Source organism: Candidatus Dependentiae bacterium, assembly GCA_026389065.1.
Classification (GTDB): domain Bacteria; phylum Babelota; class Babeliae; order Babelales; family Chromulinivoraceae; genus JACPFN01.
Map to the genome: position 1 here is coordinate 39,935 of JAPLIP010000036.1, position 13,170 is coordinate 53,104.

The following is a 13,170-nucleotide window of genomic DNA, read 5'->3' on the forward strand; positions in this document are numbered from 1 at the left end:
TATGAAATCGCTAGAGTTGCGCAAAAAGTTTTTTGATTTCTTCGTTCGTCATGGACATGAAAAAGTTGTAAGTTCTTCTTTAATTCCAACAGAGGATCCAACTCTTCTGTTTGCAAATGCTGGAATGAATCAGTTCAAAGATGTTTTTTTGGGCAATGAAAAGCGAAGCTATAAAAAAGCAGTTTCTATTCAAAAATGTGTTCGCGCTGGTGGCAAGCACAATGATCTTGAAAATGTTGGGTTTACGCAACGACATTTAACATTTTTTGAGATGATGGGAAATTTTTCCTTTGGCGATTATTTTAAAAAAGAAGCAATCGCTTATGCTTGGGACTTTTTAACTAAAGAGGTTGGCTTAAATCCAGCAGAGCTTTACGTAACGGTTCATCATAGCGATCAAGAGTCGTATGATATTTGGCATGAAATCATGCATATTCCAAAAGATAGAATTTTCAAACTAGGTGAAAGCAATTTTTGGCAAATGGGTGACGTTGGTCCTTGTGGTCCGTGCACAGAAATATTTGTTGATCGTGGGTCAAAAGTTGGCTGTGGAGGCAAAGATTGTAGCCCTGATTGCGGCTGCGATAGATTTTTAGAAGTCTGGAACAATGTGTTCATGCAGTTTAGTCGTCAAGCTGATGGCACAGATATTTTGCTCAAGCAAACAGGTGTTGATACGGGCATGGGGCTAGAAAGACTTGCACTAGTTGTTCAAAAAAAAGAATCAGTGTTTGAGACCGATGCGTTTGAATCAATTTTTAATAAAATAGAATCTCTTACTGGTCATAATTATCAAAATAGCAGCGAAGAAATTCGTGCATCATTTAATGTTTTAGGCGATCACATAAGGTCTTCTACGTTTTTAATTTCAGATGGTTGTGCGCCAAGTAATGATGGGCGTGGCTATGTTTTAAGAAAAATTATTCGAAGAGCTGCTCTTTTTGCTCAAAAATTAACAGATGAAAATATTTTCCCTGAACTTTCTTTGGTTTTGGTCGATGACATGAAAAGTGTTTATCCAGAACTTGAGTCAAACAAAGAGCGAATAGCTTCTGTGCTGAAGCTTGAAATTGAAAGATTTTCAGACAATTTAGTTCGTGGAAAAAGAATCTTACAAGATTATATGCATGAAAATAATTCTACCAAGTTAATAACTGGCGATTATTCTTTTATGCTTTATGACACTTATGGATTTCCATTAGAGGTAACAAAGCTTATTGCGCTTGAGGCGGAATTTGTGGTTGACGAGCAAGGCTTTGAAAAAAGCATGGAAGCTCAAAGGCAGCGTTCTGGTAAAAAAATGAAAGATTCGAGCGCTGGAAAAATCGTTTTAGATGAGTCGGTAAAAACAGAATTTACTGGTTATCAAAAATTGCATGAGGATTCTGAAATTGTTGCAATTTTAGTTGATGATGTTTTGGCTGAAAGCGTTGAAGTTGGAGCAACTTGCTGGATTGCAGCAAAAAAATCACCTTTTTATGTTGCGTGTGGTGGCCAGATTAATGACGTGGGTATTGTAGAATTTGGAAACAAGCACACATCGCTTTTAGATTTGAAAAAAATTAATGATGCTATTTTTATAAAAATTATAGCACCGGAAAAAATCATGATTGGTGATCTTGTCACCATGACCGTTGACAAGCAAATTCGCTTTGACACTATGAAAAATCACACAGCAACTCATTTGCTTCAAGCAGCATTGCAAAACATTTTTGGAAATGGTGTTAAGCAGGCTGGTTCGATTGTGACGCCAGACTATTTAAGATTTGATTTTACATATCACAAATCTTTATCACAAGATGAAATTAAAACCGTTGAAGAACTAATAAATCAAAAAATTTGGGATAATATTTCTGTGGTTGTAGATCAAACTACCTACAAAGATGCTATAGCTCGTGGCGTAACAGCCTTTTTTGGTGACAAGTACAACATGGACAATGTTCGAGCAATTATTATAGATAAATTTTCAGCAGAGCTTTGCGGCGGAACACACGTGAAGGCAACTGGCGATATTGGAATGTTTAAAATTACAGAAGAAATTTCACTTGCAGCAGGACAAAGACGAATTGTTGCAATCACTGGACGAAAAGCTTTAGCGGAGTTTCAGCAAGATTTTTCATTGATGAAAAAATTATGTCTTGATTTAAAAACAAAGCCAGAAAAAATAATTGATTCTGTTACAGATCTTGGAAGCGAAGTAAGAGACTTGCAAAAAGAAATTAAAGTTTTTAAATCTGCTGGCTTAAAAAGTCAGATTTCTAGCTGGGCTAACTCTGTAGAAATGATTAATAATATTCCATTTCTTTATTTAGATCTTAACGGCTACAGCCTAGATGATTTTCGAGACATTTCTTTGCAACTGCAAAAGCAAAAACCAGGATTTTATTTTTTAATTCAAGCGGATGGATTAAAAACAATATTTTTGACCACGCTAGATAAATCATTGGTTTCAAGAGTTTCTATGCAGGAATTTAAAACTTGGCTGCAAGAAAATTGCAATCTTTCTGGTGGCGGAAATCAATCGATGGTTCAAGGCGGTGGAGCAGCTATTAACGGTTTAAAATGCCTTGAAGGCATTAAAGCTTGGCTTGCTCAAAGACCTTAAAATAAAAGAGCTTGGGAATAAACATTTTGATTATGAATAGAAGAAAAATATCAACAGCTACAAAAATATACTTTGTTTTTGTAGCTGTTTTTTATGCATTTTTAGCGCAAGCTAAAACAATAGAAATAAATGTTTGGGTTCACGGAACGAATCCTGGGCCAGAAAAAATATGGATGCATGCAAGCTCTCCCTTTCGTCCATGGTTGTATGTAGAGCCAGGATTGAATCTTGCATTAAAGCTTGCAGAAAATTATTATTTTAATAAGTTGGCCCATGCTTGTGCGGCATCTAATGGCTCTTGGAATGTTGATACTTTTTATACGTATGGATGGCCTTCAACCATTTTAAGTCCAAAAACTAGACAAATTGAAGGACGAAAATTATTCGATCAATTAAACAAATTAATTGATAGCCTTGGCAGTGATTATGATAACATTGCCGTTAGGCTGGTTGGATTTTCTCATGGTGGAAATGTCATATTAAATATGATTTCTTATTTGCCTTTTTTGAGATCAGATGTTGAGTTAGAAATTGTTTTTTTAGGTCTTCCAATTCAAGAGCTAACCAGAGAATATGTAAATAGCCTGTTTCTAAAAAGAGTTTATTCTTTTTATTCTGAGTCTGACTGGATGCAGTCTTTAGATATTCAAAAATTACAGAATAGCGATGCAAACGTTCCTTGGTTTTCTAAAAAAACATTTTTAGAAAGTGATCAAGTTATTCAGGTTAAATTAACAGTGAATGGAAGCTCGATTGGGCATAGGGATTATCGATCGATTAATCATTATCTTCCTAGAGCTTTGAAGGAACTATCTGAAGTTCTGCCTGAAGATCAGAAATCAGCGCATTTGCAATTTGATTTACTAACCTAAGCGAAGGTTAGGTTTAGTTATTGATAGTTTTTAGAATAATTTCGATTGATTTTGAAATGAGTTCGTGGACTTGATCTGTGGACTCATTAAATTTTTTGGTGACAAAATTTCCAACTTCTGCTGGATTGTCTGGTCGTCCAACGCCAGTACGTAGTCGTATAAAATTTTCTCCACCATGAGCGATGAGTGACCTGAGCCCATTGTGTCCGCGAGCGCTACCACCTTGTTTGATGGTGACTTTTCCAAAGGGAAAATCAATTTCATCATGAACGACAAATAAATTTTCTTGCTTGATCCCACGCTTTTGTAAATGTTTTAAAACCTCACCAGAATTATTCATGAATGTTTGTGGTTTAACAAGTAGGATTTCTTGCTCGTTATTTTTTTTATCAACTATTTTAATGCTAGAAATAAGCATGTTGTTTTTTTCAGACCAGGTACCATTATTTTGCTCGCACAGTTCGTCCAGAATTAAAAATCCAATGTTATGTGGAGTAAAAGCATAGGTAGGTCCTGGATTTCCAAGACCTACGATAGCTTTAATTTCTGAAAAAGTTGGTTGATTATTAACCATATGATTTTACGCTGTCTGTTGAGTCAGCTTTTGGTTTTACAGCAGAAGTATCTTTTTTAGCGCTGTTTTTTTCAATAGCCTGTTTTTTTGCTTGATTTAAAGCTTTTGTTTTTTTGTTAAGCTCAGCAATGATCATTTCTGTTTTTGATTTGCTTGGATGTGAATACACCAAAGCTTCTTGCATTAAAACTAGATACCATCCTTGTGCTTGAGCAACTTCTTGAATAGTTTCTTTTACCATTGCATCGAATGCGCCCATTTCTTTTTGATAAAGAGCCTGCATTTTAGCTTCAACCTTTTTAGCTTCAGCCTGTAGCTTTTGTTGCATACGGTTAAATTCTACGCTTTCATCTTCAAGCGACTGAACCATTCTGTCGAATTTTCTTTTGTCATCCATGAGTGATTGTCCGCGAGCTTGCAAAGGATCAATTTTTTTATTGCGCGCTTCTTCTGATAAGTTTGCTGCTGTTTTTTCGAATTCTGCCACATCAGCATCAAGAGCATCTTTTTTAGCTTGTAATTCTTGTTGTCTATTTTGAGCTTCAGTTTGAGCTTTTTGTAGTTCTTTTTGCTTGTCTTCTAGCTTTTTGCTTTCAGATTGAAGCGGTTTTGCTGCTTCTTCTTGTGCGCTGTGAAGCTTTGCTTGTAAAGCTTCGCCGGCTTCTGATTTTTCCATGACATCTTTGCCGCTGATGCAAACAATTTCTTCTTTTATAACTGATTCGATTTTGTTTTTATGTGAAGCGCTTACATGTACTTCTTCTTTTGAGATAGCAACTGATGTTGAAAATAAAGAAATGGTTGAAAGTAGTAGTATTTTTTTTGTGCTTTTCATGAGAGTCCTTTTATTGTAATAAAATTAGTTTTTTAAAAGTTAACTTTTATTGACCAGACTATAATATTTTTATAGAAATTCGTCAATTATTACAATAAACCGACTGACAAGATTTGTGTGTTTTTATTTTTACCAAGAGATTGAGTTTGGCGACTGATTTTGATTCCCCACTAACCCTTCATCAAAATCATAAAATAACTATAAGGATTGCTTTGATCTAAAAACAATCTTTTTTTAAAATTATTTTTGATCGGTCCATTACCAGATTGTTTTGGCAGCAAAATGGTTAAGTTTTTTTATAAAATTTAGATTGTTTTTTTAAAGAGTTTACGAAAAATCTTTTAAGAATTGATATGAAGTTGGTTGATCAGTAAAAAATAAAGCTAGCTTGCTCTTCACTTTTTCCTATGATGGTCCAAGTTTGGCTGGATCTGTAAAATTATCTATAACGTGTATAAAAAAAGTGAAGTGGTGGAGGCGATGGGAATCGAACCCATGTCCGTAGAGAGTCAAGTCAAAAGTACTACATGTTTATTTACCAAATATACGAACTTGCTGCCTTGGTAACATAGCATTGCAAGAAAGTCTTTTTCTTATACATCTGCACTATGAAAAAGCTAATATCGTGCAGATAGGACTAATGGTTTATAATACGAAAGACAATGAAGAATAGTCGTCTTCACGGCGTCTTAAGGAAACAAACATACCAGCAAACATTCCTAAGAATAATGCTAAGTAAGCTGCGCCCACAGTTTTAAGTTCTGCATTTATTATTTTTGCTGTTTTATTAACGAGCACTCAACAAAAGCTCGACATGCACTCTCAACCATCATAAATACGTCGAAGCCAGTACGCCCCCGGTATTTTTTCAAAGAATTATTACTGTAAAATCAGCATAACACATTTGTGGCCACGGTCAAAAGATTATGTCTGTTTTTGCACCGTAGGGCATATTTGAGCGTTATTTGAAAAAAGCGGTCATTTTTTGTAAAAATAGTTGCAGATCTGCATTTTACAGGGTTATTGATTGACTTTACCTTATAAGTCTGTAGACTGTAATTATTAAGTTTGAATATCGCGGGGTGGAGCAGCCTGGTAGCTCGTTGGGCTCATAACCCAAAGGTCGTTGGTTCGAATCCAACCCCCGCAACCAATTTTTAGCATTCTGAATTCTCAGGGTGCTTATTTTTTTGCTTATTTTAAAAATATTTGTTCTTTGGGCTTGTCTGATTTAATCAAAATATGAAAGTTTGATCCCAAAAGATTTTCTTGTAAGGTGCAAAAGGCCTAAGAAAATAGCCGCTAGTGGGCCGACCCAGATCCATATTCCCACAGACTGTAAAAAGAATGTTTGGTTTACGGTTATAAAATACAGGTCTAGCGAGAAGTTCATCAGGCTGATTATTTTGTACATTCCAAGATATGAGACCCAAAAAGTTGCGCAGCATGTAATGAGCTGCAGGGTGCTTCTGGCTAAAAAGTCTAAGCAGTCACTTTTTGGCCATGTAAGCTTGAGGTGCATATGCAAAAAAGCTATAAAAAATATAGTTTGAGCAATTGCGGCGACAGATGATGCAAAGGCTATGCCAGCAGCTCCGTAGTGTTGCATAAGTGATTGATTTAAAACGATGTTGATACTAATTGACATCAGGGTTGAAAGCATAGGTATAATAGTAAGTTGCAGGGCATAAAGAACGCTTAGAAGTACTTTATTTAAAGAGAAAAACAGTAGTCCTATCAAGTAAGCCAAAAAGATTGATTGAATGACTGCAATTTTTGCAATGGCTGCAGGGTCACCGACAAATAAAGTTTGAAAGATTTCTTTTGAAAAAAAACCAAGCAAAAAACATATCGGCATAGTTGTCCAAATGATAAATTTTATGGCTTCAATTAAATGCGAGGCTAATTCTTTTGGAGATTCTAGGTGAAGCTTTGAAAAGTGTGGCAAAAGCACGGTAACGAGGGATGCGGTAATTATTCCTATTGGAATATTTATAAATTGATACGCATATCTTAAAAGGGTTAGCGACCCGCTTGGTAGATATGAGGCAAATCCTGTATTTATAAAATGATTAATTTCTAAAATCCCAACGCTTAAAAAGCATGGTAAAAATTGTGCCAAAACTTTTTTGAACTGTTTCCAGGTCTCTGTGTCTGGCGATTGAAAGTAAAAGCCTTCGTAAGCGTAGGCTAAGATATGAGTTATAAAATATAGTATTGATGATGCAATCATCAGATAGCAAAAGCTTGCAACCGAAAGATTAAGGTGTAGGCAAATAAAAATTGCGGCAACATATAAAACATTCGATATCGATGGAGCGATAGCAGGAATAAAAAATTTTGATTGTGCTTGAAGCGCTGATGCAAAGACAGAGCTTGAAGAGAAAAATAAAATAAATGAAATTAGAATTTTTAAAAGGTCTGCAGAATGAGCAGCTTTTTCAGATGGAAATCCAGGAGCTATTTGTGAAATAAACCATGGAGCTTGAAAAAATATCACAAGGCACATGAGAAATACCAAAGATTCTATTATTAAAAATGAAAGAGTGGTTAATCGGTTGAGGCCTTGCTTACCATCTTTGTGCTGAGCGTTGATAAGAGCTGGTACAAGTACTGAAGCCAGAGCTCCTTCTGCAAATATTTTTCGCATGGTGTTTGGAATTCGAAAAGCCGTATAAAAAATATCAGAAGTTTCACCAACGCTTAAAAATCTAATTAAAAGAATTTCGCGAATAAATGCTATGCATCGACTTATCAGTGCAAAGGCGCCAATTTTAGAACTTTGTTTAAGAATAGAGCGTGACATTTTTGTTAACCTTTAAATATATGGCTTAAGCAAAATTAATGCTTTGTAGTATGGGATTTAGTATAAATTGTTTTGCTAAAAAGGCTATTTTTGATAAGATTAACTTTATGTTATTTTAGTGCTTATTTAAGTAAGGGTTTTATGAAAAAAAATAAATTATTTTTAGCATTGCTCGCAATGCTGTTTGCGCCATGTTTTGACAGTTCCGTTTACTCTGCGCAGCTTAAGACCAGCAAGGTCTTTAATTTTTTTGGTGTCAATTTTCGCTTGATGAACAAGCAAGAAATTGAAGACAGTGTTGTTTTTGTTGTTGCAGGGTTAGCTCTGTCTGGAAAAATCGCTTACGATGTAAGCTGGCATGGTGAGTATTCTTCTCGAGTGAGTAACTGCTACAATCAATTAACAAGATGCATAGAGATTAACAATATTAAAACTGTCGATAATTCTGCGCTTGCAACTATCGCAAGTAAAACATTAAAAAAAGAAGTTATGTTTTTAGAGCAGTCGCTTTATAATTCATATGGTTCATGGGTATGCCCATGGAACTGGACTTCTGAGCAAAAATTAAGATTTAATCAAATTCAAGTCGCTTCTATTTTAACAACCTATGCAGAACTGAATGCTCTTGCAGATGCTGTCACTGGCGCAGACGTACTGCGTAACGCTCGTCAAACATTTGTTCATATCAGTATGTTCCCATGCGTTGCTTGTTATCAAAAGATGATTCGTCAAATTGCTTTTATAAAAGATAAAAAATATACAAATTGTCCTGAGCAAGAACTTTTGAACCAAATGCTTGAGAAGTTAGAGCTTTTTGCGGAGCTTTTATCAGAGATGCCTGAGTATTCACAAGAGCTTCAAACGATGAGAACTCATCAGATGCTTGAAGCGAATGCAAATAGATAGATATTTGTCGCAATAGAATAGATAGTTAAATTAATTTTTGATTTTCAATTCGCACAATTATATCACATTGATTTGCAATTTTTATGTCATGGGTGCTAATGATTAGGCCCATGGCATATTTTTTTTGATAGTGCAAAAGTAGCTGGATAATTTGATTGCCAGATGATTCGTCTAGGTTTCCCGTAGGCTCATCTGCTAGTAAGAATTCAGGGGCTTGAAAGATTGATCGTAAAATAGCAATTTTTTGTTGTTGACCACCAGACAAAGATTCTGGAAATGCATGAGCCTTGGTTTCAAGTTCGATTTCTTTAAGAAGCTTAGTAGCATGATTTTTATCTTCATCTGCCTGTCCATGGCTTATAATGCCCTTGAGCATAACATTTTCAATTACGGTCAGTTCGTTTATTAAGTAAGATTGCTGCAAGACAATCCCTATCGATTTTTTTAAAAGATCCGTTTTTTTATGAAAACAAAGCTCGGAAGCTTTTTGATCTCCTAGGCTTATTGAGCCTGAGCAGGGATGATCGATACCAGAAAGCATGTGTAAAAGAGTTGATTTTCCAACTCCTGATGGTGCCATGATGGCATATGACTTGTTACCATTAAATTCATAAGAGGCATTATCAAGTATTTTTATGGTGATGCCAGCCTGTAGAAAGCTTTTCGAAAGATTTTTGATAGAAAAAATTTGCGTTTCTATGGCTTGGCCCTTTGTATAAAAAAATCGAAACATAGAACGTTTGCGAATTTTAATCATAAGTCTTGGGTAACTTTTTTTCAAGAAAAAAAGTTACCGATGCTCATTTATATAGAAAAAACAGTAAAGCTATTGTTTTTGCAAAGACTCGTTGCTTAGACTGCTGTAAAGAAATTGGGAGAAAGTCACCAAAACCTTGAAGGGGGAAGTATGGAAATCAATCTCGCAGAAGATCACTCTTTAGAAACTGTCCCAAAAGTTATTCCGGTAGTACCAACAATAAATGTTACCGTTTTTCCAAACATGATTATGCCTCTTTTGGTTCTTGACGATAGAATCATGAATGGCATTAAGCAGGCGGTTGAGACAGAGAAGTACGTTCTCTTGCTCTCTGCTCGTGATTCAGGGGAAGAGGGTCAAGAAATTGACACTGATAATTTGTATACAGTTGGAACAGTTGCAACAATCATGCGTGTCATCAATGTACCAAATGATGGAATTAAAGTTTTGGTACAGGGCATACAGCGCGTATCGGTAACAGATCTAACGATACGAGATGATATGTTACTGGCCGAAATTACACCAATTCCATTCAATAATGAAAATACTCAAGCAACTCAGGCAATTATTAAAAATATTAAAGATATTTCTGAGCAGCTTTCGATCACGAGTCAAACCATAACACCAGATTTTTATGCAATACTTTCTAAAATGCATGATGCAGAAAAGATAGCAGAGTTTGTTCTGTCGCATCTTGAAGTGAAAAGCCATGCGTCTCAGATGCTTTTAGAGTGTACAAATGTAGATGATTTATTGCAGGGTGTTTATGAAGAACTTGCAAAAGAAATATCGATAGTTGAAGTTCAAGAGCGTATTCGAACGAACACGCGTGATTCTATTAATAAAAATCAGCACGAATATTATTTGCGTGAACAGCTTAAGGCAATTAAAAAAGAGCTTGGCGAAGACTTGGTAGATGAAATAGATGATTTAAAGGCATCTATGAAAACTAAAAATATTCCCGATGATATTAAAAAAGAGATTGAAAAACAGATTGATAAGCTTGAGCGTATCTCTCCAGACTCAATGGAAGCGACAATAACTCGTAATCATATAGAGCTTATGCTTTCTATGCCTTGGGGTGTCTATACAAAAGACAATCTTAAAATTCAACATGCAAAAGAAGTCCTAGATAAAGATCACTATGGACTTGACGATGTAAAGGATCGCATTTTAGATTTTATTTCGGTAAAGAATTTAAAATCTGATGGAGCAAGTCCAATTATTTGTTTTGCGGGTCCTCCAGGAACAGGAAAAACATCACTGGGTCTATCTATAGCAAATGCTCTTGGTAGAAATTTTCATAGAATTTCTCTAGGTGGCGTTAAAGACGAATCTGAGATTCGTGGGCATAGAAGAACGTATGTTGGAGCAATGCCAGGAAGAATTATTCAGGCTATAAAAAAGTCTGGATCTATGAATCCAGTTATTTTAATTGATGAAGTAGATAAGCTTGGTGCTGATTTTAAGGGTGATCCTTCTGCGGCGCTTCTTGAGGTGTTAGATCCAAATCAAAACAAAGATTTCTACGACAACTATTTAGGTGTTCCATTTGATCTTTCTTCTGTGATGTTTATTTTAACCTGTAATGATGCTGGTGCTATTTCTGGGCCTCTTCTAGACCGTATGGAGTTGATACAGCTTTCTGGTTACACGATTGAAGAAAAACAGCAAATTGCTAAAAAATATTTGATTAAGCAAGCTGTTGCAGAAGCAGGATTAAAAGAAGACTCGTTGCAACTTGCAAGGTCGGTAATTGATACGGTTATTTATGAATATACCAGAGAAGCTGGAGTGAGAAACTTAGCACAAATTATTAAAAAACTTTGCGCTAAGGCAGCAAGAGCTTTTGTAGAAAATCAAGAAGTTGTAACAATTACCAAAAAAAATCTAGAAAGATTTTTAGGCCCTAAAAAGTACCCAGCAGACAGGCTTGATAAAACAAACATGGTTGGTATGACAAATGGTCTTGCTTGGACATCTTTTGGTGGTGATGTTTTAAAAATTGAATCCGTGCTTATGCCAGGGACAGGAAAATTAATTTTGACTGGTCACTTGGGCGAAGTAATGAAAGAGTCTGCGCAAGCAGCCTTAAGTTATGCTCGAGTGCATGCCGCAGAGCATAACATTGATCAATTAAAATTTACGGCATTTGATTTGCATATTCATGTTCCGGCAGGATCTGTTCCAAAGGATGGTCCGTCTGCAGGAATCACTCTTCTTTCTTCAATGCTTTCAACTTACACTGGTCGTGCAGTTAATGCTTCTTTTGCAATGACTGGTGAATTGAACTTGCGTGGTGAAGTTATGCCAATTGGTGGAGTGAAAGAAAAAGTACTTGCCGCAAAAAGAAATAATCTTACAACGGTAATTTTACCAGAAGATAATAGAAATGACTGGAATAGTATCAAAGATATTATTGAAGACATGAATATTATTTGGGTAAAGCATGCAGATGAGGTTCTCGCTCATGTTCTTATGCCACTTGTAAAATAATCATTTGTTAAAAGCATAAATGAGGGCTATTCTAGATAATAACACCAATTATCTAGAGGTAGCCCTCGTCTCTAAACATAAGCAAAGTATACACAAATAGGACATTTTCTATGAATAAAAAAACCTTACTATTTTCTATTCTTTTTTTCTCATTTCAGCATGGAATCGTGGAATTGTCAGATGCATCGCGTGCTGAAAAAGTTTATATAAAAGATCCATATACCAATCCCACACAGTCGATACAGTTTCCTGGAAGCCCAACTGTTTTTGTTGTTCATTTTCATATGAATGACAAATCTATTGTAAATAATGGTAATGCAACAGCAACAAATACGGCTACTCAAGAAACTCAAGCGGGTGCAACAGTTGATTCTGCTACGGACCTTGATGTCTCTTGCGATGCTGATCAGGATGTCAGTAACTCCATTATGGATTCTGAAATTGAACACGCTGTGCAAAAATCTATTCAGGATGCGCAAAATTCTATGAAGGATTCTGGGATCGATCACACTGCGCAAAATCTTGTTCAAGATTCTGAGATTAAACAGGATCTTCAAAACTCTATGCAGGGCTCTATGGTTAAGCAAGATGAGCAAAATTCTACTCAGCTCTCTTCTATTGTAAACGATGGAAGCGGTGCTGCCGTCGATAAAAAGCGTGATGAACCAGGTCTACACTCTTTTGCTTTTTTATTGGATAACAAATTAAAGATTTTTGGGCTTGCAGTGTGCTTTTCATATGCCTGGACTACCTATCGCATTCATCTAGCAAATCAGATTTTAAGCTCCCATGATTCTTGGTGCAACTGGAAATCAGCTGTCCCTTTACATCATCTTGCGCTTGCAAGTAATCAAGATTTGGTATCTCAATTGAATATAGATTTGCAAAAAAAACATTACCTAAATCACTCGAGCAGTCCTAAAAAACAACTGTGTCAGCTATTTTTTAGCGACCTGCAAGAAGAGATGGTTTGTTTGCGTAGCTATTTAAAGATACTTAAGTCTGCAAAAGCAATTCGTTGTTCTCAGTTGTTTTTCTTTTCTTATGATCAATTAATAATTGAAGAAAAACTAGCTCGGCTTAGTTTTGTTTTTGATCTTTTTATAAGAATGCAAGCAGATGATGCAAGATAAAAAATAATCATTTTAATTTATAATTTTTAACGCACGACAGCAATATTGTTTCTGTCGTGCGTTGTTTTTTTATGTTTTTCATTGCGCAACAAAATTAAGAAAATGCATCAAAAGAAAAACCCTTCAACTTAGAAAAGCTGAAGGGTTAGGGGGGTGAATGATACTCAAAGGTATCATTCGATTAGG

9 protein-coding genes, 1 tRNA gene and 1 other RNA gene are annotated in these 13,170 nt (G+C 35.6%); 6 read left to right on the plus strand and 5 right to left on the minus strand.

All coding sequences use genetic code 11. The annotated features are described in order from the left end of the window. Window position 1 precedes the first annotated feature (1 nt). Both alaS and NTU89_02285 read left to right on the plus strand, forming a co-directional pair. Window positions 2–2,605 carry an alanine--tRNA ligase gene (gene alaS, locus NTU89_02280; protein ID MCX5923374.1) on the plus strand — a complete coding sequence of 868 codons (2,604 nt, stop codon included), beginning with the start codon at window positions 2–4 and terminating at the stop codon, window positions 2,603–2,605. A gap of 32 nt (window positions 2,606–2,637) precedes the next feature. After that, complete coding sequence (locus NTU89_02285; GenBank protein MCX5923375.1) at window positions 2,638–3,477, plus strand: hypothetical protein; 840 nt, start codon at window positions 2,638–2,640, stop codon at window positions 3,475–3,477. Between the two features lie 13 nt (window positions 3,478–3,490). On the opposite strand, the gene pth is transcribed toward NTU89_02285, so the two are convergent. The 3 genes from pth to ssrA all read right to left on the minus strand — a co-directional run bounded on the left by pth (window position 3,491) and on the right by ssrA (window position 5,745). After that, window positions 3,491–4,051, minus strand: a complete 561-nt coding sequence (pth, locus tag NTU89_02290) for an aminoacyl-tRNA hydrolase (protein MCX5923376.1) — start codon at window positions 4,049–4,051, stop codon at window positions 3,491–3,493. Beyond that, window positions 4,044–4,886: an OmpH family outer membrane protein gene (locus tag NTU89_02295; protein MCX5923377.1), complete on the minus strand. Its 843-nt coding sequence runs from the start codon at window positions 4,884–4,886 to the stop codon at window positions 4,044–4,046. Before NTU89_02295 ends, pth begins: the two co-directional genes overlap by 8 nt. A gap of 469 nt (window positions 4,887–5,355) precedes the next feature. Continuing rightward, window positions 5,356–5,745, minus strand: a transfer-messenger RNA (tmRNA) gene (gene ssrA, locus NTU89_02300). A gap of 217 nt (window positions 5,746–5,962) precedes the next feature. On the opposite strand from ssrA, the gene NTU89_02305 reads away from it, so the two are divergent. Continuing rightward, a tRNA-Met gene (locus NTU89_02305) sits at window positions 5,963–6,039 on the plus strand. 78 nt (window positions 6,040–6,117) lie between these two features. Here the strand turns inward: NTU89_02305 and murJ are convergent. After that, window positions 6,118–7,692: a murein biosynthesis integral membrane protein MurJ gene (gene murJ / locus NTU89_02310; protein MCX5923378.1), complete on the minus strand. Its 1,575-nt coding sequence runs from the start codon at window positions 7,690–7,692 to the stop codon at window positions 6,118–6,120. Between the two features lie 141 nt (window positions 7,693–7,833). Here murJ and NTU89_02315 point away from each other — a divergent pair, with 141 nt between their 5' ends. Continuing rightward, window positions 7,834–8,598: a hypothetical protein gene (locus tag NTU89_02315; protein ID MCX5923379.1), complete on the plus strand. Its 765-nt coding sequence runs from the start codon at window positions 7,834–7,836 to the stop codon at window positions 8,596–8,598. A gap of 25 nt (window positions 8,599–8,623) precedes the next feature. Here the strand turns inward: NTU89_02315 and NTU89_02320 are convergent, their stop codons facing one another. Then, window positions 8,624–9,355: an ATP-binding cassette domain-containing protein gene (locus tag NTU89_02320; protein ID MCX5923380.1), complete on the minus strand. Its 732-nt coding sequence runs from the start codon at window positions 9,353–9,355 to the stop codon at window positions 8,624–8,626. 150 nt (window positions 9,356–9,505) lie between these two features. Here NTU89_02320 and lon point away from each other — a divergent pair, with 150 nt between their 5' ends. Continuing rightward, window positions 9,506–11,851 carry an endopeptidase La gene (lon, locus tag NTU89_02325; GenBank protein ID MCX5923381.1) on the plus strand — a complete coding sequence of 782 codons (2,346 nt, stop codon included), beginning with the start codon at window positions 9,506–9,508 and terminating at the stop codon, window positions 11,849–11,851. Window positions 11,852–11,961: 110 nt separating this feature from the next. After that, window positions 11,962–12,984: a hypothetical protein gene (locus NTU89_02330; protein ID MCX5923382.1), complete on the plus strand. Its 1,023-nt coding sequence runs from the start codon at window positions 11,962–11,964 to the stop codon at window positions 12,982–12,984. Window positions 12,985–13,170: the final 186 nt, after the last annotated feature.